Raw genomic sequence first — 23,405 nt, forward strand, 5'->3', positions numbered from 1 at the left:
GCGAAAGCCTTGGCAAGGGTGAGGGCGTCAGGGCGCGCTGCGCAGAGCCGCGGCGGTCAATTCGGGAACAGGTCTGGGCCGGCCCGCCTTGAGGTCGACGCAGACCCAGACGATCATGCCTGTCGCACAATTTTTTCCGGTTTCCGCGCGCGCGAGGTTTATCTCGAAGGCCAGGCTGGATGTGCCCAGATGGGCAATGCGAACGCGCGCGTCGACCACATCATCGACACCGACGGGGCTATGGAAGGTGATCTCGGCCTTCTTGACGTGATAGCCGATATCAGGGTCTCCGTGTCGAAAATGCTGATAAAGCCCCGACGCGTGAAGATACTCGACGATGGCGTCCTGGCAGTAATCGAGATAAACGGAATTGTGGACGTGGCCGAAGATGTCGATATGGCGCATTGAAACGCGGAAGCGGGCATGGTGCTTTTGCTCCTCAGCCATGAGAACCCCGACAATCTGCCTTCATCTTTCAAACCTTAATCAACGGGGATTCAATGCACCAGAGGGCAATCGTCCACGAGTTTGGTGACGCGCGCGAGGTCGTGGAACTCGAGCGCTACGACCCGGGTCCGTTGGCGGCGGACAAGGTGCGTGTTCGAATGACGGTCCGGGCGATAAACCCGTCCGATCTCATCACGATTTCTGGGGCATATCGGTCAAGAACACAATTGCCTTTCCTTCCCGGGTTCGAGGGCGTCGGCGTGGTCGAGGCATGCGGCGCTGATGTCAGTGGAAGCAGAAGGGGCGCGCGGGTCGTTCCCATCGGTTCTGCCGGTGCCTGGCAGGGGGTCAGGGACTGTGATCCCTCGTGGTGCCTGCAGGTTGCCGATGGTGTCGATGATGAGCAGGCCGCGATGAGCTACGTCAATCCGATGACGGCATGGGCCATGCTGCATGCGGTGGCGAAAATTCGTCCCGGCATGCGCATCGCCGTCACGGCCGCCGGTTCCGCGATAGGCCAGATGATCGTCAAGCTGGCGAATTCGGTCGGGCTGCGCCCGATAGCGTTCCTTCGAAGTGAGCGGGCGGCGCGGAACATCGCGCATTTGTCCGCTGATGTGGTCCGATACGCCGGCGGTGACGCGCTTTCAGGCTTGTGCGGCAGCGCATCCGCTGTCGAAAAGGTCGACAGGATATTCGATTGTATCGGCGGACGGGAAAGCCTGGCCCTTGCTTGTCTTCTGCGCGAGGGTGGCATGTTCGTCCATTACGGCCTCTTGTCGGGACAACCCATCCCGCCGGAATTCTGGTCAGCCAGGCGCGACATCGACTTCAAGATGTTCCATCTGCGAAACTGGATCCGCGAGGTTCCGATCGAGCAGGTCCACAGCACTTACGCGCAGGTGAGCGCATCGATCGTCACCGGCGATATCCGGTCGGGAATACGCGAACGCTACGCTCTGGGCGATGTGAAATCGGCATTGCGCGACGCGATCAACCCTTCGGCCGAGGGCAAGGTGCTTATCGTGAACTGAAGGCCGGCAAGCCAAAGCCAAGTCCCGACCCTGTCGCATCAGCGCGAGAATCGGAACCGACCTAGAGCGTTTTGCAGTCAGGTGGAATCACCTGACGTCTGCATAAACGCGGAAAAACAACGAGATAGACCGGGACAGCGTTTCTGCGAAACGATGAACCGGTCTAAGCGCCGACATCACCCGTCGAGAACGATCGAACGGTGCCGTCAGACAGTTTCAGTTGCAGAAGCCCGGTTTCGTTGACGCCGAGGCAAAGACCGGTAACACGGTCGGTTCGAGCCTCATTGAGCGCGATCGTCACCTCTTCGCCGCGCCGCCAGATATTGCTGGTGTACATTGCCGCCAAGGGCGCAAACCCGTCCAGCGTCCACTTCTGAAACTGCGCCAGCCAGCGATCGGCGATCATCTCGATCAGCGCCAATCGTTCGATATTGCAGAACCGGCCAAGAGAGGTGGTCGGATAGATGGCATCGGGCAATTCGGCCACCAGGTTCACGCCTATTCCCACGTAGATCCGTGTCGCGCTGGTCTCGATCAGGGTTCCCGAAATCTTGGCGTCGTCGACGACGATATCGTTCGGCCACTTGATGCACACGGCCGCCCGATCGCCGACCAGGGTCTGCAGAACATCGTGAACAGCCAGGCCGGTCATTAGAGGCAAGGTCGGCGAGCCGAGAAATGAAAAGGGAAGGGGCACTGCTATCGTCATGGCGACATTGTCTGCAGGCGCGTACCACGCCCGCCCGTAGCGGCCGCGCCCGGAGGTCTGCTTGCGCGCCGAAACCACAAACACACCGCTTTTGCCGCCGTCGGCCAACCGCTTCGCTTCTGAATTGGTGCTGTCGAGTTCCTCGTAGTCCTCGATCACCTTTTCAGCATCAACTCCGTCCATGACATTGCAAACCGTTCTGATCAGATCGACCGCTGCGGAATCAACCTTCATTAAAAAAAGGGGGCGCTTTCCGCGCCCCCTTCACCAATATGGACCAGGTCGGCTTATCTGAACAGCGACAGAATCTGCTGCGTGTTGGAATTCGCAATCGACAGAGCCTGGATACCGAGCTGCTGCTGCACCTGAAGTGCCTGCAGGCGGGTCGATTCTTCGTTCATGTCGGCATCGACCAACTGACCAACGCCGCGATCCATGGCGTCGGAGAGCGACTTGATGAAATTGGACTGGAGATCGATGCGCGTCTTCGCGGCACCGAGTTCCGACGCACCCGTGGCAAGACCCTTGGCCACAGTTTCAATGCCGGTCAGCAATTCGTCGAACGCTGCGTCATCGAGCGTGGCATCCGTGACATCGAGATTCAGCACGTTCATGCCCTGAACGGCCGCGTTCGTTGCACCGGTCCACAGCGTGTCCAGAATGCCGGTGTTGCCACCGGTCGAATCGAGCAGGCGAATGTTCGTCAGGGAGACAGCGATCTCACCGGTCGTGACAACGCCGGCAGCGTCCCGATTGTAGGACGAAACAATCGACAAGTTCGCGGCACCGGCAGGATCGGTCTCGAGCAGATTGGAGCCGGCATAGCTGGCATTTCCAACGCTGTCGCTCAGATGGGCCTGATAAGCCTTGATGGCATCCTGGATCTTTGCACGATCCGCTGGGCTCGCCGTCTTGGCGCTAAGAACCTGCTGCTTGATCTGGTCGACAACGTCAATCGAATCCTTGATCGCCGTATAGGCAGTATCAACCTTGCCCGCGCCAAGGCCCAGGCCGTCCAGGACAACCGAGTTTGCCTTGTTGTCGGAGCGCATGGTCGTTGCGATCGACCAATAGGCGGCATTGTCCGACGCTTCAGCTACCTTCATGCCCGTTGCGATACGGCTCTGCGTCTGGGCAAGGTTCTTGTTGGTCATGGTCAGGGTTTGAAGCGCCGTCATTGCGGACGCGTTCGTGAGAATGCTCGACATGGCATCTGACTTTCTGTTGAGATTGTGGATGACATACCGGGCTCGCCGGTAAGATGGAGCGGCTTCATGCCTTCGACCGGATGCGGTGATCCATCTTGCTGGCCACAATCCGTAACGGCTATTTCTTAATGAAAGGAGAACGCCAGGATTGAGGTGGCTGTCAAAGTCAAATGGAGCCCATTCCGGATGCGTTGAAACGCGCATAACATATATTATGGAACTTAAGCGGGACATCCGTCGTCAGACCTTCATGGGCGACAGCATGAATGCGTGTCCCTCCGGCAAGTATGGCCCGCGCACCATATAGCCTGTGTCTTCGGAAGTGGTTTGCGCCGGGTTCCATGCCAGCCGGTCCGGCGTGATGAACACGCGAGCTGAGGCGAAGCCGCCTCCCAGCGCCGCCGCGATCCCTTCGAGCGGCGGGATTGCAGGCGCGACGACATCGAGCAAGGTCAACGTTGGCTCGCCTATGGCCCGGACCGCCGCCAACGCATCGAAATCCGGCAGATGCATGAGCGCGATGTCCGGATCCTCCACCGCCTTCAGGAAGAACAGCGCCGGATGATCGCAAGCCGAGCACACGCGCGATACCGGTGTCCTGCGCGCGAACAGGTCGCGTGCAAGCGCGACATCGCGGTCCGAGGCAAGCGACAGGCGGCGATGGTTCGCCAGCGCTCGACCCGGTGCGAGCGGGCCGGAGAAGACGGTTTCGCGGACCTGGCGGAAACCAAACGGCGTATAGAGATCGGGGGTCCCGGTTGTCAGGACCACCAGACTGGCGCGCGCGTCGGCGTAGGCAAGCGCCCTTGCCATCAGGTCGTGGAAAAGACCCCGCCCGCGCCATGCCGGTCGCACCGCGACGGACTGCACGCCAAAGGCCTCCACCCTGTCGCCCTGGAGCCACAACTCCCGTTGGTACAGGCTGACATTGGCGATCAGCTCCACGTCGCGCCACCAGCCGAAGGAAACGACGCTCGGGTCATGGCCAAGCCTGTCTAGCGGCGTTACGTCAACCGCGAACATATCCTGTATCAGGCGGGCTATCTCGGCGCCCCCTTCGGGTGAGGCGGCGAAACCGAAGCGGAAGTCGAGGTCAGGCGACGGCATGGCGGGATCCGGTATTGGACATTGCGCGCCTCCAGAGCATTTTTGCAGTCAGGAGGAACAGCTGACGTCCGCATAAATGCGGAAAAACAATGAGATAGACCGATTCAGCGTTTCCATGAAACACTGAAGCGGTCTGGCATGCGCCAGCCTTCCTGCGCTTCCTCAAAGCCGCCGGCCGCTCTCCGCGTCGAACAGATGCGTCATGCCCGGTTCGATGGCGAGCGGCAGTGTGTCGCCGACGCTCAATCGGGCGCTGCCGGGAAGCCGGGCGACGAGTTCGCCGCCCACACCATTGGCCCCGGCAAGCTTGCCATGCGCCAGCGTGTCGGCGCCCAGCGTCTCGATCGCCGTCACGCCGAGGTTGAGAACGGCGTCTGCCGCCGGCACGAGGCGCAGATGTTCCGGCCTGACGCCGAACAGGATCGGCCGACCTTTCTCGGCGTACCCGGCATCTTCGAGCGCCAGGGTACCGCCGCCCTCCAGCGCGAAATGCTTGTCCGTGACCGATCCCTGCAGGATGTTCATCGCCGGCGAGCCGATGAAGCCGGCAACGAAGCGTGTCGCCGGCCGCTCATAGACAGCCATCGGCGTGTCGATCTGCTCGGCCACGCCGCCATTCATCACCACCAGCCGGTCGGCCAGCGTCATCGCCTCCACCTGGTCATGCGTGACGTAGAGCGCTGTGGTACCGACGGCGCGCTGCATCTGCTTGATCTCGAGGCGCATCTGCACGCGCAGCTTGGCGTCGAGGTTGGACAGCGGCTCGTCGAACAGGAAGACGGCGGGCTGGCGCACCAGCGCCCGGCCCATGGCGACGCGTTGGCGTTGGCCGCCCGAGAGCGCGCGGGGCTTGCGCTCCAGATAGGGTTCGATCTGCAGCATGGCAGCCGCCTTGTCGACGCGCTGCTTGATCTCGGCTTTCGACTGGCCGGCGATCTTCAGCCCATAGGCCATGTTGTCGAACACGCTCATATGCGGATAGAGCGCATAGTTCTGGAAAACCATGGCGATGTCGCGCTCGCGCGGCTCCAGCTCATTGACCACACGGCCGCCAATGTCGATCGTCCCGCCGGTGATCCGCTCCAGGCCGGCCACCATGCGCAGCAGCGTCGACTTCCCGCAGCCGGACGGACCGACGATGACGATGAACTCGCCATCGGCCACGTCGAGGCTGACGCCGTGGATGACCTCGGTCTTGCCGTAGGATTTGGTGATGTCCTTGATGGAAATCGTCGCCATGCCGATTTCGGTCCTTCTATTTCTCTGTCTCGACGAGGCCCTTGACGAACAGGCGTTGCATGAACAGCACAACCGCCACGGGCGGCAGGACAGCCAGCATCGCGGCGGCCATGGTCACGGGCCAGTTGCCGTAGTCGTCCGCAGTAGGCATCATCTGTTTCAGTCCCATGACAATTGTATTCATTTCCGGCTTGGTGGTGATCAGCAGCGGCCACAGGAACTGGTTCCATCCATAGATGAACAGGATGACGAACAGCGCCGCGATGTTGGTCACCGACAGGGGCAGCAGGATATCCTTGAAGAAGCGCAGTGGCCCCGCCCCGTCGACGCGCGCCGCCTCGACCAGTTCGTCCGGCACCGTCATGAAGAACTGGCGGAACAGGAAGGTCGCCGTCGCCGAAGCGATCAGTGGCAGGATCAGCCCGGTATACGAATTGAGCAGGCCGAGCGAGGCGGCGACCTGATATGTCGGCACGATGCGCACCTCGACCGGCAGCATCAGCGTCATGAAGATCGCCCAGAACGCCAGCATGCGGAACGGAAAGCGAAAATAGACGATGGCATAGGCCGACAGGATCGAGATGGCGATCTTGCCGACGGCGATGCCCATCGCCATGACGAAGGAGTTGAAGAGCATCCGCCCCACCGGCGCCGTGATGCCCTGGGTCAACGCCTGGGTATAGTTGTCGATCAGGTGCGGCCCCGGCAGAAGCGGCATCGGCGGCCGAATGATCTCGAAATGCGTCAGCGTCGAGCCGACGAAGGTCAGGTAGATCGGAAAGCAGACAATGGCGATGCCGACGATCAGCACCGCGTGCACCAGGAACGTTCCGAAACCGCGTTTTTCAACCATCCTGCCCGCCCCTCAATAATGCACGCGCCGCTCGATGTAGCGGAACTGGATGACGGTGAGCACGCCGACGACGACCATCAGGATCACCGACTGCGCCGCGGATGAACCAAGATCCTGGCCGACGAAGCCGTCGGAGAACACCTTGTAGACCAGGATGGTGGTCGACTGGCCGGGGCCGCCGGCGGTCATGGTGTGGATGATGCCGAAGGTTTCGAAGAAGGCGTAGACGATGTTGACGACGAGCAGGAAGAAAGTGGTCGGCGACAGGAGCGGAAAGATGATGGTGCGGAAACGGTGCCATTTGCCGGCGCCGTCGATCGCCGCCGCCTCGATCAGGCTCTTGGGGATCGCCTGCAGGCCGGCGAGGAAGAACAGGAAATTGTAGCTGATCTGCTTCCATGCCGCCGCGGCGATGACCAGCGTCATCGCATGGGACCCGTTCAGAACCGGGTTCCAGTTGAAGCCCATCGCCTTCATGTAGAAGGCCAGGACGCCGATCGACGGCTGGAACATGAACAGCCACATCACGCCGGCCACCGCCGGCGCCACCGCATAGGGCCAGATCAGCAAGGTCTTGTAGGCCCCTGCGCCCTTGATCACCTGATCGGCCAGGACGGCGAGCAGCAGCGCCACCGACATGGATGTCAGCGTGACGAAACCGGTGAAGACGGCGGTCGTGGCGAACGACTGCAGGTAATAGCGGTCGTTGAACAGATACTCGAAATTGGAGAACCAGACGAAACGCGCGCTGAGACCGAACGGGTCGGGCAGAAGCAGCGACTGGTAGAGCGCCTGACCGGCCGGCCAGAAAAAGAAGACGATGGTCACAGCCAACTGCGGCGTCAGCAGCAGGTACGGCAGCAGCCGGTTGTCGAAGGTTACGCGTTTTTCCATGGCGGAAGGAGGAACCGGCGCGCGGCCGGCAGGTTGCCCCGCCGGCCGCAAGCCCTGTCCGTCAGCGTGCCGACTGTTCGAAACGGCGCAGCAGCTCGTTGCCGCGCGACACCGCTTCGTCGAGCGCCGTCTTGGCGTCCTTCTGGCCCTGCCAGACCGCTTCCAGCTCCTCGTCGATGACGGTGCGGACCTGGTCGAAATTGCCGAGCCGGATGCCTTTCGAGTTGGCGGTCGGCGCCTTGCCCGTCATCTGCAGGATGGCAATGTCGGTGCCAGGGTTCTCGTTGTAGAAGCCCTGTTCCTTGGTCAGGTCGTAGGCCGCCGTGGTGATCGGCAGGTAGCCCGTATCCTGGTGCCACTGCGCCTGCACTTCCGCGCTTGACAGATAGGTCAGGAACTTCGCCACGCCGGCATATTCGTCCGATTCATGGCCCGACATCACCCACAGCGAAGCGCCGCCGATGATCGTGTTCAGCGGGGCGCCTTCAACGTCCGGCCAGTAAGGCAGGTTGGTCACGGAGAACGGGAAATCGGCTTCCGCCTTCACCCCGGCATAGCCGGCTGACGATTCGGTGAACAGGGCGCACTCGCCGGAACGGAAACGCGCGCCGCCCTCGTTGCGGCGGCCCGAATAGCTGAACAGACCGTTCTTCGCCCATTCGGCCATCTTGCCGATGTGCTTGGCCTGCAGGTCGCCATTGAAGACGAGCTCCGTGTCGACGCCTTCGAAGCCGTTTGCCTTGGTCGAGAACGGCACGTCATGATAGGCGCCGAGCGTTTCCACGTGGACCCACGATTGCCAGGCAGTCGTGAGCGGGCAAGCCGAGCCGCCCTCCTTCAGCTTGATGAGGATTTCCTCGACTTCCGGCCAGGTGGTCGGCTTGGTCTCCGGGTCGAGCCCGGCCGCCTCTAGCGCGTCCTTGTTGATGTAGAGGACCGGCGTCGACGAATTGTAGGGCAGCGACAGCATCTGGCCCTCGGCCGTCGTGTAGTAGCCGGCAACAGACGCCAGATAGGCGCTCGGGTCGAACGGCTCGTTGGCCTCGGCCATCACTTCATGGACCGGCTTGATGGCGCCCTTGGCGGCCATCATCGTCGCCGTGCCGACCTCGAACACCTGCAGGACGTGCGGCTGCTCGCCGGCGCGGAAGGCGGCGATGCCGGCATTCAGCGCCTCGGAGTAGTTGCCCTTGTTGGTGCCGACGACCTTGTAGTCGCCCTGGCTGGCATTGAAATCACTGATCTGCTTGTCGATCAGTTCGCCGAGACGGCCGGAAAACGCGTGCCAGACCTGGATCTCGGTCTGCGCCGCCGCGGTGCCGACCATGGCGGGCACCACCGCCGTCAGCACTGCCGCCGCGGAAATCATTGCGCGAAAATTCATTGTTGTTCTCCCTACTATCCTGAATCGCCGGGTTGAAGTCCGGTCTCTATTGGTCGGCTTGTGTAACGCCCCGATGACACCATCAACAGAATGCATTGTCCATCTTTTTTCCCCATTGGAAATTTCATGCCGCCGACCGGTTGGCGTTTCCGGCCGCCCCGGCCTATACATCGCATGGCATAACAGTTTCGGACGAATCGACGGGGGAACGATGGATTTCGTGGCGGGCATTGCGGCGGCGGCAATCATTCTGTTCGCCCGTTTCATCACTGCCGTGCGCGCGGTCTGGCAAGGCATAGAGCCCGTGCCGCGCCAGCGCGTCTATTTCGCCAATCACGTCAGCCATGGCGATTTCATCCTGTTATGGACCGTTCTGCCGGTGCGCATGCGCCGCCGGACCCGCCCGGTCGCCGGCGCCGATTACTGGTTGAAATCGCCGATCCGCCGCTTCATCGGCCGCGATGTCTTCAACGCCGTGCTGATCGACCGCAACCGCGACAGCCGCACGGACGATCCCGTTGCCCAGATGACCGAGGCGCTCGATGGCGGCGCTTCGCTGATCGTCTTTCCCGAGGGCACGCGCAACGAAACCGGCACCCGCCTGCTGCCGTTCAAGAGCGGCCTCTACCATCTGGCTAAGGCGCGACCGGCGGTCGACCTGGTGCCGGTATGGATCGACAATCTCAATCGCGTCATGCCGAAGGGCGAGTTCGTCCCCGTGCCGCTCATCTGCACCGTCACCTTCGGCGCGCCGCTTCATGTAGGCAGTGATGAAGCAAAAGATGCCTTTATCGCCCGCGCCGAACAGGCGCTTCTTGCCCTTTCCCCCGACACGCAGAGCAACGGCCGATGACCGCAGCGCATCTCGATCTGATCAAGCTTCTGGCCGGGCTCGCCGCCATTCTCGTGGCGGCATCGATAGCCGGCTATGTTCTCCAGCGCCGCCTGTCGCCAGATGGTTCCAACGCCGTTGTCGAAAACCTCAACGACCGGGTCAAGGCCTGGTGGGTGATGATCGTCCTGATGGGCCTGGCGCTGCTGTTCGGCCGCATCGGCATCGTGCTTCTGTTCGGCTTCGCCTCCTTCGCCGCGCTGCGCGAGTTCGTCACGCTCACCGACACACGGCGTGGCGATCACTGGGCGCTCGCTTCGGCCTTCTTCCTCATCCTGCCGTTCCAGTACTATCTGATCTTCATAGACTGGTACGGGATGTATTCGATCTTCATCCCCGTCTACGCCTTCCTGCTTCTGCCCATCGCCGCGGCGCTGCGCGGCGACACCGACCAGTTTCTGGTCCGCATCTCCGAGGTGCAATGGGCGCTGATGATCTGCGTCTTCTGCGTCTCCCACGTGCCGGCTCTCCTCACCCTGCAGATCCCCGGCTATGAGGGCCGCAACCTGCTCCTGATCGCCTTCCTGGTCGTCGTCGTGCAGTCGAGCGACGTGTTGCAATATGTCTGGGGCAAGCTCTTGGGCCGCACGAAGATCGCCCCCGACCTGTCGCCGTCGAAAACCGTCGAGGGCTTCATCGGCGGCGCGGCGAGCGCCACGCTGCTCGGCGCCGCCCTGTCCTGGATGACACCGTTCACGCCCGTTCAGGCGGGCGCGCTGTCGCTGGTCATCGTCCTGATGGGTTTCTTCGGCGGCCTCGTCATGTCGGCCATCAAGCGTGATCGCGGCGTCAAGGATTGGGGCCATCTCATCGCCGGCCATGGCGGCTTCATCGACCGGCTGGATTCGGTGATCTTCTCCGCGCCGATCTTCTTCCACATCGTCCGCTACTGGTGGTCGACCACGTGAGCGGCACCTTCGCCCGCCTGGCGAAAAGCAGCGCCACCCACATGGCCGTCGCCTTCCTGGCCATGGGTTCCTGGGCGGTGTTCGCCAACCGCGCGCATCCGCTGCCGGGCCCGTTGCTGGCGGGCCTCGTCCAGGGCACGCTGTCCGCCTTCATCACGCTTTTCCTGAAGCGTTTCATCGAGAATCTGGTGACGCGTTTCGCAGGAGTTTCGGGGCTTGTTCTACCGCCGCTCTTTGCCGGCCTCACCTCGCTCACGCTTCTGTATTCCATCCACAGCCTGGCGGGCACACCGGAAATCCTGGCAACGATTGCCGTGCCTCTGACGGTCGCCACCTTCTATGCCACCCTCTACACCTACACGCTTTGGAGCGCCTGAGCATGAGTGAGACCGAGAACCGCCGCCCGCTGGCCAGCCGCGACACCGGTTGGGCACGAACCCTGACACGCCGGCTCGCCGCCACATCGATCACGCCAAACCAGGTTTCCATGGCCAGCATGGTGTTCGCCGCGCTCGCCGGCCTCGCCTTCTGGCAGGCGGGCGGCGCCGAAGGCATCGCGCGGCCGATCCTCCTCGTCCTCGGCGGCGTGTTCGTCCAGCTTCGCCTCCTGTGCAACTTGCTGGACGGCATGGTGGCGGTCGAGGCGGGCAAGGGCTCGCCCGATGGCGCATTCTGGAACGAATTTCCCGACCGCATCGCCGACGTGCTGATCCTGGTCGGCCTCGGCTATGGCGTCGGCCGGCCGGCGCTCGGCTTCGCCGCCTCAGCGTTCGCCATCCTGACAGCCTATGTGCGCGAGCTGGGCCGCGCCGCCGGCCAGCCGGCCGATTTCTCCGGGCCCATGGCCAAGCCGCACCGCATGGCGGCGGTCACCGCCGCCGCAGTGCTGTCCCTGTTCGAGCCATTATGGGATGGCCGCGGCGAGATACTGACGGCAGCGCTGTGGGCCGTCGCCATCGGCGCGGCATTCACCGCCCTGCGGCGGTCGGCGCGGCTTGTGGCAGCGCTCAGGCGTTAAGGCGTCCCGCATGCCTTGCGCGATGATGGGCGACCAGAGCGCTGGCGTGCCCGTGCCCCAATCCATGCTCCGCCTTGAGCACGGATACCATCTCCATATGCTTCTTGTTCTTCATTCCATCGAGGATCGCCAGCCAATGACTGATCGGCTCGCCGTAGGTCTTCTCGATGGACGGGAAATACGAAACGGGGCCCTTCACCTTGTCGTCGGGCATTTCGGCACTCTCCTGTCTTGATGATCGTCTCTTCTATCCATGGACGATCGAGCAGCACAACATCCGACAGAGGCTGACGATTTTGCGCTTGCCCTGCGCCTGAATGGCCGGCGACGATGAGACACTATGCCGGTTTCAATCCTGGCTCGATGGCGTATAGATCGCTCACCCGTCCATCACACGCCCATCCACCGACGCTGTTAGCCAGGCCACGCCATGACCGAGAAGACGTTCGACATCAATCTTTCCTGCGCCGACCGTCCCGGCATCGTCGCCGCCGTGACGACCGAGCTTGCCGGGCTGGGCGCCAACATCGCCGAATCCAACCAATTCTGGGACCGGCAGACCAACCGCTTCTTCATGCGCCTGTCGATCAGCGCGCCGGAGACGCTTGGCCGCGACAGCCTGCTGCGCGCGCTCGAGCCGGCGATTGCCCGCTTCGACATGAAGACGGCGCTCGCCGACCGCACGCGGCGGCCGAAAATCGTCATCATGGTGTCGAAATTCGATCACGCGCTGCTGCATCTGCTTTATCAGATCCGCGTCGGCTGGCTCGACGCGGAGGTGGTGGCCATCGTCTCCAACCATGACGATTCGCGCCGCACGGCGGAAATGGAAAACATCCCCTATCACCATTGGAAGGTGAACAGGGAGAACAAGGCCGAACAGGAGGCGAAACTGCTCGCCCTGTTCAACGAGACCGGTGCCGATCTGCTGATCCTGGCCCGCTACATGCAGGTCCTGTCGAACGACCTGTCCAACCGGCTGTTCGGCAAGATCATCAACATTCATCACTCGTTCCTGCCCAGCTTCAAGGGCGCCAAACCCTATCACCAGGCGCATGAGCGCGGGGTGAAGCTGATCGGCGCCACCGCGCATTACGTCACGCCGGACCTCGACGAGGGGCCGATCATCGAGCAGGAAACCGAGCGCGTCACCCATGCGCTGAGCGCCGAGGATTTCGTCGCCGCCGGCCGCGACATCGAAAGCCGCGTGCTGGCCCGTGCGGTCAAGCTGCACCTGGAAAACCGCGTCATGCTGAACGGCCATAAGACAGTGGTGTTCGGCTAAACCCGACGCGTCAAGCGGCGGAATCGCCCGAAACGAAACCGCGCGCGCCAAACAGCCGGCGCGACGCCTCCAGCGCCTGCATCACCTGGGTCCGCACATCGCGCGTGTGCCGGCGCACGGCCTCGGCCGCTGCCTCCGCGTCGCCCTGCCGGACGAGTGCGATCATCGCATTGTGCTCGCGATGGGCGGCGGCGCGCGCCGGCGGCGAGCTGGCGACCAGCCAGCGGGCGCGAATGGTGCGATTGACGCAATCCTGCACCGCGTCGCGCAAGAACCGGTTGTGCGACAACTCCGCCAGCCAGACATGAACATCGAGACCGGCGGCGAACCAGCTCTCCGGCGTGGAATCGCCCAGGCTGCGGTCGACCGCTTCCTGCAAGGCGTCAAGTTCGGCTGGTGTGGCACGGCCGCAGGCCATGCGGATCGCCGCCGTCTCGACGACTTCGCGGTACTCGAAAATTTCCTCGAGCTGCCTGAGATCGAACGGAGCGATGGCATAGCCGCGCTCGGCGCGCACCACCAGCCCCTCGCGAATGAGCTCGGCCAGCGCCTGGCGGATCGGCGTGCGTGAAACGCCATAGGCGGCTTCCAGCAAGCGCTCGCTGGTTGCTTCGCCCGGCGCCAGCCGCAGGGCGAGGATATCGCCCCTGATCAGCGTCAACGCGCGGGCGCCGAGCGGCTGCTCGCGATCGTTTTGACCGGTCCGGTGTAGATGAGGGGCGGTGGCGGGCGACTTGGACATACCGCGACGGTATACCAGCCCATTCCGGCAAGGCAATCGACCCCTCTCGAGCGGCGGCTTGAACAACGCCTCTTGGATCAACCGGCAGCACACCCATATGACGGAAAGCGCCAATGCCACGGAGCCTCCCCATGATCCCCTATTCGGTCCTCGATCTCGCCCCCGTTCCCGAAGGAGCGACCGTCGCCGACGCGTTGCGCAACACGCTCGACCTTGCCCGGCACGCGGAAGAATGGGGCTACCGTCGCTATTGGCTCGCCGAGCACCACAACATGACCGGCATCGCCAGCGCGGCGACTTCGGTGCTGATCGGCCAGGTGGCCGCGGCGACGAAAACGATCCGTGTCGGCGCCGGCGGCGTGATGCTGCCCAACCACGCGCCGCTGATCATTGCCGAGCAGTTCGGCACGCTGGCGACGCTTTATCCCGACCGCATCGATCTGGGGCTGGGCCGCGCGCCCGGCACGGACATGGCAACCGCCCGGGCGCTGCGCCGCGGCCTCGAGGAGGGCGACGGCTTTCCCCGCGACGTGGTGGAACTGATGACCTATCTCGGCGACGAACAACCCGGCCAGAAGGTCCGCGCCGTGCCCGGCATCGGCACCCATGTGCCGGTGTGGATTCTCGGTTCGAGCCTCTATGGCGCGCAGCTCGCCGCCCATCTCGGCCTGCCCTACGCCTTCGCCTCGCATTTCGCGCCCGCCGCGCTCGATCAGGCGATCGACATCTATCGCCAGACCTTCCGCGCCTCGGAATACCTCGAAAAGCCGCATTTCATGATGGCGCTGAACGTGTTTGCCGCCGACACGGACGAAGAGGGCCTGCTCCTCAAATCATCCATGCAGCAAGCGTTCGCCAATCTGCGCACGGGCCGTCCGGGTCCGTTGCCCCGTCCGATGGAGAACGTCGAACAGAGCTTCGACCCGGGCATTGCCGCAAGCGTCGCGCAGGCGCTTGCCTGCACGGCCGCCGGCAGCCGGCAAACCGTGGCCGGGCAACTTGGCGCCCTGATCGGGCGCTACCGGCCGGACGAGGTGATCCTCACCGGGCAGATCCACGACCATCAGGCACGGCTCAAATCGTTCCACATCGCAGCCAAAGTTCTCGGCGCTTCGGAGTTCGGCCGACAGGCCGCCGAGTAAGTGGATATCGGAGCAGGATATCGCCGCCGGAATTTCATCCGGAGAACGAGCCGGCCCGATGGGAAATCATAAATGTTCTACACAACAACGATATACTTCCATAAATAATCCAAAAAACTACCTGTATTTAGTTTGATCGACCTCAAATAATGGAACAAAAGACCAAAACGCCTCCCGATCCTGTTATCGTGAAAGGAACCAAGAATGCGACCAATCGCACCTTTCACAACACGGGAATGGGAGAGAGAGAATGTCGCCCTCGACAAAGGAATTGCCCAGCTTACTGCTGGCGCTGACGCCTGTGGCGTTGACGCTTGTGGTTCTCGGTCTGCAGCTTTTCTACTTCAACGATTTCACGCCCCACGTGCCATTGGCCATCGGCCTGGCCATCACCGGCCTTGTCGGCATCAAGCTGGGGTTTGACTGGCACGCGATAGAAAAAGGCGTGTTCCACGTCATCCACGTATCGCTGCCTTCCGTGTCCGTGCTGATAACCGTCGGCATGATCATCGGCGTGTGGATCGCCAGCGGAACCGTCCCGACGCTCATCTACTATGGGCTGACGGTCCTTTCGCCGCAGATATTCCTGGCCGCGGCGATGCTGTTGTGCGCCGTCGTCTCGCTGTCGCTCGGAACGTCCTGGGGTACGGTCGGCACGGTCGGTCTGGCGCTGATGGGCATCGGCGCCGGCTTCGGCATTCCGGTCTACTGGACCGCCGGCGCGGTGGTGTCCGGCGCCTTCTTCGGCGACAAGGTCTCGCCGCTTTCCGACACCACCAATCTGGCGCCGGCGGTCACCGGGGTCGATGTGTTCTCGCACATCAAGAACATGATGCCGACCACCATACCCTCCATGCTGATCGCCTTCGTCATCTATCTCTTCGCCGGCTATTCGCTGATCAAGGCCGATGGAGCATCTTTCGAGAAGATCAGCACCATCACCACCGCGCTTCAGGAAAATTTCCTGATTTCGCCCTGGCTGCTTCTGCCGGCCATCCTGGTGATCGCGCTGGCGGTCAAGCGCATGCCGCCAATTCCGTCCCTGTTCGCCGGCGTTCTGGCAGGCGGGTTAACGGCCATGCTTGCGCAGGGCGTCGGCCTGCATGAGGTCTTCACCTATGCCAATAGCGGCTACAAGATCGATACCGGTGTCCAGGAGATCGATTCACTGCTCAATCGCGGTGGCATCCAATCGATGATGTGGACCATTTCGCTGGTGCTGATCGCCCTTGGTTTCGGCGGCGCGCTGGAGAAAACCGGCTGCCTGGAAACGATCATCCGGGCCATCATGAAGCGGGTGAAGAGCTTCGCCGGCATCCAGACGGCGGCAATCGGCACGTCGATGGCGACCAATCTCGTCGCCGGCGACCCCTATCTGTCGATCGCACTGCCGGGCCGGATGTATGCTCCGGTCTATCGCGGCATGGGCTATTCGACGCTCAACCTGTCGCGCGCTGTCGAGGAGGGCGGAACGCTCATCTCGCCACTCATTCCGTGGAATGCCGGCGGCGCCTTCGTCATCAGTGCATTGGCGCTTGGCGTTTCCAGTGGTCACATGGAGAACCTGCTCTACATCCCGCTGGCCTTCGCCTGCTGGCTCTCGCCGCTGATCGGACTGGTCTATGCCCATACCGGCCTTTTCTCGCCGCGCGCCACTGAGGCGGAGATGCAGGGTTGGCACGACAGCGGCGAAGCCATCGCCGACCTGAGCGATCATGGCTGGGAGACGCCGGCAGCGCCACGTCCCGCACCTGCTGAATAGCTCCAATGCCCGAACAGGCCCCCAACGGGGCCTGTTCACCGCACGGGCAGGTGAAAGGGCTTGCCCTCGAACGCGTCGGCGCCCCTGCCGATTCTCTGGATCGCCTGCATCATGCGCCCTTCGCGCCTGAGCAGCGCATCACCAAGCGCCACGATACGGCGATTGGGCGTGGCAAACGGCGCCCGTGCCCGCAACATGCGCGCCAACTCGAACTCGTCCGTTTCGCGCGCCAGGGCGGCGGCAATCACGTAGGCGGCGGCGGTCGAGCGGCTGATCCCCGCGTGGCAATGCACCACCATCGGCGTGCGGCAATCCCACGCGCGGGCAAAAGCCAGGAGGGCTTCCACATGTTCGCCTGCCGGCGCCACCAGGCCGGCCCGCTGCTCATTGATGTCATGCATGGCCAGATGCAGCCGGTTCTCCGCCGCCAGCCCGTCCACGCACGGCGGCGGCTCCTCGCTCGAGGTGAGGGAAACCAGATGGCTGGCACCTGTCGCCTTGAACGTTCGTTCGAGCTGCGACATCGGGCATATGTAAAGCACTAGCCAATCCTCGCCTTGCCGCCGGCCCCCTGCCAGGCCTGCAGCGCCATTTCGAGCCGGGCATGGCCGGCCTCGTCGCCGGGCAAGCCGAGACGCAGGCAATCGGGCCGACCGGCAAAGCGGCGCACGAGGATGCCATGCCGGCCGAACGTTTCGAACAGGCCGGCGGCGGCGGGCGCGCGCAGGAAGCGGAACAGATCCGTGCCGCCAGCCACGGCAAGCCCGTGCGCGGCCAGCGCTTTGTCCAGCCGAGCAGCATCCGCCGCAAGCCGCCTTCGCATCGTCTCCTGCCATGCATCGTCGGCCAGCGCCGCCAGGCCGATGTCCAGCGCCGGGCCGGCAACGGCCCACGGCCCCAGCCAGCCGGCAAGGCGCGCGGCCGTCGCGGGCGCAGCAATGGCAAAGCCAAGGCGCACGCCGGCCAGACCGAAAAACTTGCCGAAGGAGCGCAGCACGACGAGACCACCCGCCGCCACGTCGCCGGCAACGCTTTCAGCGCGCGGCCCGACATCCATGAAGGCTTCGTCGACGACCAGCAAACCACCCTTGCCACCCAGATGCGCAGCCAATTCAAGCAGCCGGTCGCGGAAAACCACCCGACCGTCAGGGTTGTTCGGATTGACCACGATCGCCAGCCGCGCGGCGAACAGGCGCTCGAAATCCTCCACCTCCTCGACCGCGTGGCCGGCCAGCGTGGCCGCGCGAGCGTGCTCCGCATAGGTCGGAGCGAGCACCATGGCGGGCCCCGCCGCGAGCAACGATGCGACCAGCGGCAGGAGAATCTGCGTGCCAGGGGCGGCAGCGACATGCGCGCCGTCGGGAGCGCCATAGACCCGCGCGGCGAGCGCCGTCAGCTCGGCCAGGCGCGTCCCCTCGGGAAGGCGCGTATAGGCGGTGGCGGGCAACGGCGAAAACGGATAGGGGTGCGGGTTGATGCCCGTGGACAGGTCGAGCCATGGCGTCGGCGCATCGGGAAACAACGCCGCCGCCCTGACAAGGCTGCCGCCATGGTCGGTCACCGCTTTCGCCGCGTCAGACAGTTGAGGCCTGATGTCCATCCTGATTGCCCTTTCTTCAGTCCTGGTCGAGCTGGCGGCGGGCTATCCGCAGCGTCTGTATCACGCGATCGGCCATCCGGTCACCTGGATCGGCAGGCTGATCGCCTTCCTCGACGCACGTTGCAACCGCGAAACCCTGTCGCCAGGCGCGCGCCGTCTTTCCGGCGTTCTCTGCCTCATCGTCGTACTTCTCGTGGCCGGCGGCGCGGCACTCATCCTGCAGCAAAGCCTGTCCGGCTGGATCGGCTTGCTGGTGGCTGCCCTTGCCGGCAGCACGCTGGTGGCGCAGCGCAGTCTCGCCACCCATGTCGAGGCGGTCGCCGCCGGATTGGAAAGCGGCCTGCCAGCCGGTCGGCGAGCGGTGTCGCAGATCGTCGGGCGCGATCCCGAAAGCCTCGACGAGGCCGGCGTGGCGCGCGCGGCGATCGAGAGCCTGGCGGAAAACGCCTCCGACGGCGTGGTGGCGCCGATCGTCTGGCTGGCCATTCTCGGCCTGCCGGGCGGCGCGCTCTACAAGGCGGCCAACACCGCCGACAGCATGATCGGCCACCGCACGGCGCGTCATGAGGATTTCGGCTGGGCGGCGGCGCGTTTCGACGATCTGGTCAACCTGCCCGCCTCGCGGTTGACGGCGTTGCTGTTCACCGCCGCCGCGTTGCTGGTGCCCGGCGCCTCGGCGGGCAATGCCTGGCGGGCCGTGCGGCGCGACGCCCGGCGCCATCGTTCGCCCAATGCCGGCTGGCCGGAAGCGGCCATGGCCGGCGCGCTCGGCCTGGCGCTGGCCGGCCCGCGCCGCTATGGCGGTGTCGAGGTCGCCGACGCGATCATGGGCGAAGGCGGACGGCGCGAGGCCGACGCCGGCGACATCCGCCGGGCGCTGAAGCTCTACTGGGTGGCGGACGCGCTGCTCGTCGGCCTGCTGGCGATCGCTGCGCTGCTGATTTTCCTGCATGGCTGATCACCCCGTGCGGCGGTTCGAGCCACGCCTAAAACTCCACGCCCTTCTGCGCCTTCACGCCGGCGGCGAAGTGGTGCTTGACCTGGCCCATCTCGGTGACCAGGTCGGCGGCCTCGACCAGCGCCGGCTTGGCGTTGCGCCCGGTGACGGCGACGTGCAGATCGTCGCGCCGCGCCTTCAACGCCGCCACCACGCTTTCGAGATCGAGATAGTCGTAGCGCAAGGCGATGTTCAGCTCATCGAGCACGACAAGGCCGATCGACGGATCGGCCATCAACTCCTCGGCCTTCGCCCAGGCGCGTTCGGCAGCCGCGATGTCGCGCTGGAGATCCTGCGTTTCCCAGGTGAAGCCCTCGCCCATCGTGTGCCATGAGACGCGGTCGCCGAAGGCGGCGAAGGCATCCTTCTCGCCGCTGTGCCAGGCGCCCTTGATGAACTGCACGACGCCGACGCGCCGTCCGTGGCCCAGCATGCGCAGCGCCAGGCCGAAAGCAGCGGTCGTCTTGCCCTTGCCCGGTCCCGTATTGACGATCAACAGGCCCTTCTCGACGGTCTTCTCGCCGACTTCCGCATCCTGCACCGCCTTGCGCTTGGCCATCTTGGCCTTGTGCCGCTCGGCTTGCCTGTCGTCGATCTCGCGCATTTCAAGTCACCTTCACGGGTCATTTCACTTTCATGGGCAGGCCGGCGACCATGAGGATGACCTCATCGGCCACTGCCGCGATCTGCTGGTTCAGCCGGCCCGCCGCATCGCGAAAGCGGCGCGCCAGCGCATTGTCGGGCACGATGCCGAAGCCGACTTCGTTGGAGACGACGACGCTCGGCCCACGCCGGGCGGCAAGCAGGCGGGCCAGGCCGGCGCTTTCTCCCTCGACGTCCCGCCCGGCAAGCATCAGGTTGCTGAGCCACAGCGTCAGGCAATCAAGCAGCAACGGCTGCTCGCCCGGCACCGTGACGAGTGCCCCGGCCAGGTCCAGCGGTGCTTCCACCGTATGCCAACCCTGAGCGCGCCTGGCCCGATGTTCGCCGATGCGGGCGCGCATCTCGTCGTCGAAAGCCTGCGCCGTGGCGATGTAGGCCCACGGCGCGGGATACGCGGCGACAAGACCCTCCGCATGCGCGCTCTTGCCCGAGCGCGCGCCGCCGAGCACCAGGGTCAGACGCCTAATGTCAGGCAGGGCGGGGTCAGGCCAAGCGGGGTCAGGCAAGACGGCGCTGCGGTTTTGCCGAGAGTCCCGCCGCGAAACGCGTGCGCAGCAGCGCCACGGCAACGCCCAACGCCAGCCAGAACACCAGATTGGTGATCGTCACCGCAACGACGAAGCGTCGGTGCAGGTCGGCCGGCACCGGCGTGTCATGGCTGACCGGCTGCGGCGCGCCGATGATGTGCGGTGCGGCGATCAGCACGACGCCGATCAGCGCCCACAGTGGCGTCGCGCGGAAGGCGATCAGCGCCAGGCCGCCGGCCGTCGCCGCGACAGTGCCGATCCACCAGACCTGGCGGGCGATCAATTCGGCGGCCGGCATGGCCGGCAGTTCCGGCGGCAGGCCAAGACCCGGCGCCAGGGTGAAGACGGCGAAGCCGGCGAAACCCCAGATCAGGCCCTGGCGCCAATTGGCGATGCCGCCGGCGAGTTCCGACGCGGCGACCAGCAACAGGGCGAAACCGATGCCGGTAACGATATTGGCCAGCGCGGTGTAGGCAAGGCGCTCAAACCCGTCCGCCGGCGCCCAGGCTTCCCCGCCATGGCTGTGGCCGGCGGCTGCGTGGTCGTCGACAGCGGCTTCCCCGACCTCACCGGATGTTGCTGCATGGCTGTGCGGCGCCTCGGCGCCCTCGAAGGTCTCCGCCTGGAGAATGAGCGGAACGGTGTAGCCGGCCTGCAGCACCGTCATGACGATGCCTGCCAACAGGCCCGCCAGCGCCGCGGTGAACACGACGTTGCGAAAGATGTTCATGATCTCGTACTCGCTTTAGTGGCAGGGAAACGCCATCGAATGGCGATAATCGTGACCGGCATTGTGCACCGCTTCGATATGGGAGAAGCCCATGAAGCCGATGATGAACAAGCCGAGCAGGCCCGCCAGGGCGAGTTGCAGAGCGCGCGATTGCGTGGAAGCGTCCACGCTGTGCGTGGTAGAAGCAGGCGTCATCACAAATCCTTTCCCCTCCACCCGAGGGTTTGGTGTCCGTTTCCGTCACCGGCAGGTTTCCTGGCTTGCGGGTCGATGCTTTTTCCTGCCTTCCCAAAGCCGAAGCTTCAGTGGCGTCGTCGGAAAAAACTCTCCGCCTACAGTTGCGGGGGCAGCCGCGGCATTGGCGCTTGCGCGCCGCACCGCATTCCCTTCGGGTTCGCTTTCGCGGCACCGATGACAGGTCGGAGCATAACGAAAACGCCGCCCGCCGCAAACGGTTTGTTGCGCGCATTGACAGGAGGGTTCGGCGAGCCGTAAATGCGCCAATGACGGTCCTCCTCCCGCAACGGAGGAGGCTAAGAGGGAATGCGGTGCGGGTGTCTTCACCCAATGCCGCAACTGTCCCCGCAACTGTAAGCGGAGAGTTTTTTCCGACGACGCCACTGAAGCTTCGGCTTTGGGAAGGCAGGAAAAAACGCTGATCCGCGAGTCAGGAAACCTGCCGTCGAAAACAGAAATCCTGACCGCCTGGCGGGTGTCCCGGGCAAGGAGCGTGCACAGTGACCATCGACAGCGCCATTGCGCGCGATCCCCTGCCCGATTGTGGAGAACCGACCGGCGAGCCGGATGCCGAAAGCGCCGCAACCGTTGCTGTGGCCGGCGCTGTAACTGTCGTCGTTTGCAGCTCGTGCCGGCATCCCGACACGCCAGCCACCACCGCTTCCGGTGAAGCCGGCGCGGCGCCACGCCCCGGCTCGCTGCTTGCCGCCGATGCAGCGCGCGCGGCGGAAGCAAGCAGCGTCATCGTCAAGCACATCGCGTGCCTGGGCAATTGCAAGCGCGGCTTGAGCGCCGCCATGCTGAAGCCCGGCGCCTGGAGCTATGTGTTCGGCGGGCTCGATGTCGACAGCGGCGCCGACCTGATCGCCGGGGCCGAACTGTTTGCCGGCTCAGTGGATGGCTTCATGCCCTTCCGCGCCCGGCCGGAAAGCCTCAAGCAGGGCCTCATCGCCCGCATCCCCACATTCGATAGCCTGAAGGATCTGCCATGACCGCCTCCCTCGATCGCGTTCCCTGCACCGTCGTCACCGGCTTTCTCGGCGCCGGCAAAACCACCCTCATCCGCAATGTGCTCGAGCACAGCCATGGCAAGCGGCTGGCCATCATCGTCAACGAGTTTGGTGACGCCGGCATTGATGGCGAAATTCTCAAGGGCTGCGGCGTCGACAACTGCCCGGAAGAGAACGTCCTGGAACTCGCCAATGGCTGCATCTGCTGCACCGTGGCCGACGATTTCGTCCCCGCGCTCGACCAGATCCTGGCGCGCGAGCCGAAGGTCGATCACATCCTGATCGAGACGTCCGGCCTGGCGCTGCCCAAGCCGCTGGTGCAGGCCTTCCAGTGGCCGGCGATCAGGAACCGCGTCACCGTCGACGGCGTCATCGCCGTGGTCGACGGACCGGCGCTGGCCGAAGGCCGGGTGGCCTTCGACATGGACGCGCTCGACGCACAGCGCGCGGCTGACGATTCGCTCGACCATGACGATCCGATCGAGGAGGTCTTCGAGGATCAGGTGGCCTGCGCCGACCTCATCATCCTGTCGAAGAGCGACCTGCTCGACCCCGCCGCCGCCGCGCGCGCCCGCGCCCGCATTGAGGCGCATCTGGCGCGCAACGTCACCATTGTGCCTTCCGCCCATGGCAAGGTCGATCCGGCGCTGCTGCTCGGTCTTGGCCTGGCAGTCGAAGACGACATCGAGAACCGCAAATCCCATCATGACGGCGCCGACGATCACGAGCACGACGACTTCGACACCTTCGTCGTCGATCTGCCGGCGGTGCTGCATCCCGACGATCTGCAACGCCGGGTGACGGCGGCGGTCGACACCGGCGAGGTGCTGCGCCTCAAGGGGTTCGCCCATGTGAAAGGCAAGCCGATGCGCCTGCAGGTGCAGGCGGTCGGGCCGCGTGTCTCGCACTATTACGACCGCCCGTGGAAAGCCGGCGAGCTGCCGGAAACGCGTCTGGTGGTGATCGGCCTGAAGGGCATCGACCGGTCGCGCATCGAGACCCTCCTTTCGGCCTGAT

At 64.2% G+C, this 23,405-nt stretch carries 27 protein-coding genes and 2 riboswitches; of the genes, 11 read left to right on the forward strand and 16 right to left on the reverse strand.

Annotated elements, in window-relative coordinates:
* Positions 1-27: 27 nt before the first annotated feature.
* A complete protein-coding gene (locus AB843_RS04505) occupies positions 28-447 on the reverse strand; it encodes an acyl-CoA thioesterase (protein ID WP_048645606.1) in 420 nt (139 codons plus the stop codon).
* A gap of 101 nt (positions 448-548) precedes the next feature.
* Between AB843_RS04505 and AB843_RS04510 the strand changes: the two genes are divergently transcribed.
* Positions 549-1,481, forward strand: coding sequence for a zinc-dependent alcohol dehydrogenase family protein (locus AB843_RS04510; RefSeq protein ID WP_162230627.1), 933 nt, complete (start codon positions 549-551; stop codon positions 1,479-1,481).
* A 163-nt stretch (positions 1,482-1,644) separates the two neighbouring features.
* On the opposite strand, the gene AB843_RS04515 is transcribed toward AB843_RS04510, so the two are convergent.
* From AB843_RS04515 to ugpB, 7 genes are all read right to left on the reverse strand, one after another.
* Positions 1,645-2,424: a biotin--[acetyl-CoA-carboxylase] ligase gene (locus tag AB843_RS04515; protein ID WP_048645608.1), complete on the reverse strand. Its 780-nt coding sequence runs from the start codon at positions 2,422-2,424 to the stop codon at positions 1,645-1,647.
* A gap of 53 nt (positions 2,425-2,477) precedes the next feature.
* Positions 2,478-3,398 carry a flagellin N-terminal helical domain-containing protein gene (locus AB843_RS04520; RefSeq protein ID WP_048645609.1) on the reverse strand — a complete coding sequence of 307 codons (921 nt, stop codon included), beginning with the start codon at positions 3,396-3,398 and terminating at the stop codon, positions 2,478-2,480.
* Positions 3,399-3,638: 240 nt separating this feature from the next.
* A complete protein-coding gene (locus AB843_RS04525) occupies positions 3,639-4,505 on the reverse strand; it encodes a GNAT family N-acetyltransferase (RefSeq protein ID WP_048645610.1) in 867 nt (288 codons plus the stop codon).
* 162 nt (positions 4,506-4,667) lie between these two features.
* The gene (locus AB843_RS04530; RefSeq protein WP_048645611.1) at positions 4,668-5,744 is read right to left on the reverse strand and encodes a sn-glycerol-3-phosphate import ATP-binding protein UgpC; all 1,077 of its coding nucleotides are present in this window, start codon (positions 5,742-5,744) and stop codon (positions 4,668-4,670) included.
* A gap of 16 nt (positions 5,745-5,760) precedes the next feature.
* On the reverse strand, positions 5,761-6,597 hold the full coding sequence (gene ugpE, locus AB843_RS04535) for a sn-glycerol-3-phosphate ABC transporter permease UgpE (protein WP_048645612.1): 837 nt from the start codon (positions 6,595-6,597) through the stop codon (positions 5,761-5,763).
* Between the two features lie 12 nt (positions 6,598-6,609).
* Positions 6,610-7,491 carry a sn-glycerol-3-phosphate ABC transporter permease UgpA gene (gene ugpA, locus AB843_RS04540; protein WP_048645613.1) on the reverse strand — a complete coding sequence of 294 codons (882 nt, stop codon included), beginning with the start codon at positions 7,489-7,491 and terminating at the stop codon, positions 6,610-6,612.
* 61 nt (positions 7,492-7,552) lie between these two features.
* Positions 7,553-8,875: a sn-glycerol-3-phosphate ABC transporter substrate-binding protein UgpB gene (gene ugpB, locus AB843_RS04545; protein ID WP_048645614.1), complete on the reverse strand. Its 1,323-nt coding sequence runs from the start codon at positions 8,873-8,875 to the stop codon at positions 7,553-7,555.
* 211 nt (positions 8,876-9,086) lie between these two features.
* On the opposite strand from ugpB, the gene AB843_RS04550 reads away from it, so the two are divergent.
* From AB843_RS04550 to AB843_RS04565, 4 genes are read left to right on the forward strand one after another with little or no spacing between them, the layout of a single operon-like run.
* On the forward strand, positions 9,087-9,728 hold the full coding sequence (locus tag AB843_RS04550; protein WP_048645615.1) for a lysophospholipid acyltransferase family protein: 642 nt from the start codon (positions 9,087-9,089) through the stop codon (positions 9,726-9,728).
* The gene (locus AB843_RS04555; protein WP_048645616.1) at positions 9,725-10,675 is read left to right on the forward strand and encodes a phosphatidate cytidylyltransferase; all 951 of its coding nucleotides are present in this window, start codon (positions 9,725-9,727) and stop codon (positions 10,673-10,675) included. The genes AB843_RS04550 and AB843_RS04555 overlap by 4 nt, the downstream gene beginning before the upstream one ends.
* The gene (locus AB843_RS04560; protein ID WP_244467893.1) at positions 10,672-11,052 is read left to right on the forward strand and encodes a hypothetical protein; all 381 of its coding nucleotides are present in this window, start codon (positions 10,672-10,674) and stop codon (positions 11,050-11,052) included. Before AB843_RS04555 ends, AB843_RS04560 begins: the two co-directional genes overlap by 4 nt.
* A gap of 2 nt (positions 11,053-11,054) precedes the next feature.
* A complete protein-coding gene (locus AB843_RS04565) occupies positions 11,055-11,693 on the forward strand; it encodes a CDP-alcohol phosphatidyltransferase family protein (RefSeq protein ID WP_048645617.1) in 639 nt (212 codons plus the stop codon).
* Here the strand turns inward: AB843_RS04565 and AB843_RS04570 are convergent.
* A complete protein-coding gene (locus tag AB843_RS04570) occupies positions 11,683-11,907 on the reverse strand; it encodes a DUF4287 domain-containing protein (RefSeq protein WP_048645618.1) in 225 nt (74 codons plus the stop codon). The genes AB843_RS04565 and AB843_RS04570 overlap by 11 nt on opposite strands.
* 216 nt (positions 11,908-12,123) lie before the next feature.
* Between AB843_RS04570 and purU the strand changes: the two genes are divergently transcribed.
* Entirely contained in the window at positions 12,124-12,978 is an 855-nt protein-coding gene (gene purU, locus AB843_RS04575) for a formyltetrahydrofolate deformylase (protein ID WP_048645619.1), read from the forward strand.
* 10 nt (positions 12,979-12,988) lie between these two features.
* Here the strand turns inward: purU and AB843_RS04580 are convergent, their stop codons facing one another.
* On the reverse strand, positions 12,989-13,720 hold the full coding sequence (locus AB843_RS04580) for a GntR family transcriptional regulator (RefSeq protein WP_048645620.1): 732 nt from the start codon (positions 13,718-13,720) through the stop codon (positions 12,989-12,991).
* 131 nt (positions 13,721-13,851) lie between these two features.
* Between AB843_RS04580 and AB843_RS04585 the strand changes: the two genes are divergently transcribed.
* On the forward strand, positions 13,852-14,862 hold the full coding sequence (locus tag AB843_RS04585; protein ID WP_048645621.1) for an LLM class flavin-dependent oxidoreductase: 1,011 nt from the start codon (positions 13,852-13,854) through the stop codon (positions 14,860-14,862).
* A gap of 250 nt (positions 14,863-15,112) precedes the next feature.
* Positions 15,113-16,624 carry a Na+/H+ antiporter NhaC gene (gene nhaC / locus AB843_RS04590; RefSeq protein WP_048645622.1) on the forward strand — a complete coding sequence of 504 codons (1,512 nt, stop codon included), beginning with the start codon at positions 15,113-15,115 and terminating at the stop codon, positions 16,622-16,624.
* A gap of 35 nt (positions 16,625-16,659) precedes the next feature.
* On the opposite strand, the gene AB843_RS04595 is transcribed toward nhaC, so the two are convergent.
* Positions 16,660-17,166 carry a tyrosine phosphatase family protein gene (locus AB843_RS04595; protein ID WP_048645623.1) on the reverse strand — a complete coding sequence of 169 codons (507 nt, stop codon included), beginning with the start codon at positions 17,164-17,166 and terminating at the stop codon, positions 16,660-16,662.
* Complete coding sequence (gene cobD, locus AB843_RS04600) at positions 17,166-18,224, reverse strand: threonine-phosphate decarboxylase CobD (RefSeq protein WP_048645624.1); 1,059 nt, start codon at positions 18,222-18,224, stop codon at positions 17,166-17,168. The genes AB843_RS04595 and cobD overlap by 1 nt, the downstream gene beginning before the upstream one ends.
* Here cobD and cbiB point away from each other — a divergent pair.
* Positions 18,217-19,182, forward strand: a complete 966-nt coding sequence (cbiB, locus tag AB843_RS04605; protein WP_048645625.1) for an adenosylcobinamide-phosphate synthase CbiB — start codon at positions 18,217-18,219, stop codon at positions 19,180-19,182. The genes cobD and cbiB overlap by 8 nt on opposite strands.
* Before the next feature lie 28 nt (positions 19,183-19,210).
* Here cbiB and cobO read toward each other — a convergent pair whose 3' ends face one another.
* From cobO to AB843_RS04625, 4 genes are read right to left on the reverse strand one after another with little or no spacing between them, the layout of a single operon-like run.
* The gene (gene cobO / locus AB843_RS04610) at positions 19,211-19,825 is read right to left on the reverse strand and encodes a cob(I)yrinic acid a,c-diamide adenosyltransferase (RefSeq protein ID WP_048645626.1); all 615 of its coding nucleotides are present in this window, start codon (positions 19,823-19,825) and stop codon (positions 19,211-19,213) included.
* A 19-nt stretch (positions 19,826-19,844) separates the two neighbouring features.
* The gene (gene cobU, locus AB843_RS04615; protein WP_048645816.1) at positions 19,845-20,360 is read right to left on the reverse strand and encodes a bifunctional adenosylcobinamide kinase/adenosylcobinamide-phosphate guanylyltransferase; all 516 of its coding nucleotides are present in this window, start codon (positions 20,358-20,360) and stop codon (positions 19,845-19,847) included.
* Between the two features lie 22 nt (positions 20,361-20,382).
* On the reverse strand, positions 20,383-21,141 hold the full coding sequence (locus AB843_RS04620; RefSeq protein WP_048645627.1) for a CbtA family protein: 759 nt from the start codon (positions 21,139-21,141) through the stop codon (positions 20,383-20,385).
* 15 nt (positions 21,142-21,156) lie between these two features.
* On the reverse strand, positions 21,157-21,336 hold the full coding sequence (locus tag AB843_RS04625) for a CbtB domain-containing protein (RefSeq protein WP_048645628.1): 180 nt from the start codon (positions 21,334-21,336) through the stop codon (positions 21,157-21,159).
* A 33-nt stretch (positions 21,337-21,369) separates the two neighbouring features.
* Positions 21,370-21,569: riboswitch (cobalamin riboswitch) on the reverse strand.
* A 62-nt stretch (positions 21,570-21,631) separates the two neighbouring features.
* A riboswitch (cobalamin riboswitch) is annotated at positions 21,632-21,839 on the forward strand.
* 39 nt (positions 21,840-21,878) lie between these two features.
* Between AB843_RS04625 and AB843_RS04630 the strand changes: the two genes are divergently transcribed.
* Positions 21,879-22,370, forward strand: coding sequence for a DUF1636 family protein (locus AB843_RS04630; RefSeq protein ID WP_082143647.1), 492 nt, complete (start codon positions 21,879-21,881; stop codon positions 22,368-22,370).
* Positions 22,367-23,404, forward strand: a complete 1,038-nt coding sequence (gene cobW, locus AB843_RS04635) for a cobalamin biosynthesis protein CobW (RefSeq protein WP_048645629.1) — start codon at positions 22,367-22,369, stop codon at positions 23,402-23,404. The genes AB843_RS04630 and cobW overlap by 4 nt, the downstream gene beginning before the upstream one ends.
* The last annotated feature ends 1 nt before the right edge of the window (position 23,405 follow it).

The organism is Nitratireductor soli, from assembly GCF_001050155.1.
GTDB classification, from domain to species: Bacteria; Pseudomonadota; Alphaproteobacteria; order Rhizobiales; family Rhizobiaceae; genus Nitratireductor; species Nitratireductor soli.

Bases quoted from the DNA above. Each gene is read 5' to 3' on its own strand.
- AB843_RS04505 (WP_048645606.1), bottom strand. From the start codon at position 447: ATGGCTGAGGAGCAAAAGCACCATGCCCGCTTCCGCGTTTCAATGCGC.
- AB843_RS04515 (WP_048645608.1), bottom strand. From the start codon at position 2,424: ATGAAGGTTGATTCCGCAGCGGTCGATCTGATCAGAACGGTTTGCAAT.
- AB843_RS04520 (WP_048645609.1), bottom strand. From the start codon at position 3,398: ATGTCGAGCATTCTCACGAACGCGTCCGCAATGACGGCGCTTCAAACC.
- AB843_RS04525 (WP_048645610.1), bottom strand. From the start codon at position 4,505: ATGCCGTCGCCTGACCTCGACTTCCGCTTCGGTTTCGCCGCCTCACCC.
- AB843_RS04530 (WP_048645611.1), bottom strand. From the start codon at position 5,744: ATGGCGACGATTTCCATCAAGGACATCACCAAATCCTACGGCAAGACC.
- ugpE (WP_048645612.1), bottom strand. From the start codon at position 6,597: ATGGTTGAAAAACGCGGTTTCGGAACGTTCCTGGTGCACGCGGTGCTG.
- ugpA (WP_048645613.1), bottom strand. From the start codon at position 7,491: ATGGAAAAACGCGTAACCTTCGACAACCGGCTGCTGCCGTACCTGCTG.
- ugpB (WP_048645614.1), bottom strand. From the start codon at position 8,875: ATGAATTTTCGCGCAATGATTTCCGCGGCGGCAGTGCTGACGGCGGTG.
- AB843_RS04550 (WP_048645615.1), top strand. From the start codon at position 9,087: ATGGATTTCGTGGCGGGCATTGCGGCGGCGGCAATCATTCTGTTCGCC.
- AB843_RS04555 (WP_048645616.1), top strand. From the start codon at position 9,725: ATGACCGCAGCGCATCTCGATCTGATCAAGCTTCTGGCCGGGCTCGCC.
- AB843_RS04565 (WP_048645617.1), top strand. From the start codon at position 11,055: ATGAGTGAGACCGAGAACCGCCGCCCGCTGGCCAGCCGCGACACCGGT.
- AB843_RS04570 (WP_048645618.1), bottom strand. From the start codon at position 11,907: ATGCCCGACGACAAGGTGAAGGGCCCCGTTTCGTATTTCCCGTCCATC.
- purU (WP_048645619.1), top strand. From the start codon at position 12,124: ATGACCGAGAAGACGTTCGACATCAATCTTTCCTGCGCCGACCGTCCC.
- AB843_RS04580 (WP_048645620.1), bottom strand. From the start codon at position 13,720: ATGTCCAAGTCGCCCGCCACCGCCCCTCATCTACACCGGACCGGTCAA.
- AB843_RS04585 (WP_048645621.1), top strand. From the start codon at position 13,852: ATGATCCCCTATTCGGTCCTCGATCTCGCCCCCGTTCCCGAAGGAGCG.
- nhaC (WP_048645622.1), top strand. From the start codon at position 15,113: ATGTCGCCCTCGACAAAGGAATTGCCCAGCTTACTGCTGGCGCTGACG.
- cbiB (WP_048645625.1), top strand. From the start codon at position 18,217: ATGTCCATCCTGATTGCCCTTTCTTCAGTCCTGGTCGAGCTGGCGGCG.
- cobD (WP_048645624.1), bottom strand. From the start codon at position 18,224: ATGGACATCAGGCCTCAACTGTCTGACGCGGCGAAAGCGGTGACCGAC.
- cobO (WP_048645626.1), bottom strand. From the start codon at position 19,825: ATGCGCGAGATCGACGACAGGCAAGCCGAGCGGCACAAGGCCAAGATG.
- AB843_RS04620 (WP_048645627.1), bottom strand. From the start codon at position 21,141: ATGAACATCTTTCGCAACGTCGTGTTCACCGCGGCGCTGGCGGGCCTG.
- AB843_RS04625 (WP_048645628.1), bottom strand. From the start codon at position 21,336: ATGACGCCTGCTTCTACCACGCACAGCGTGGACGCTTCCACGCAATCG.
- cobW (WP_048645629.1), top strand. From the start codon at position 22,367: ATGACCGCCTCCCTCGATCGCGTTCCCTGCACCGTCGTCACCGGCTTT.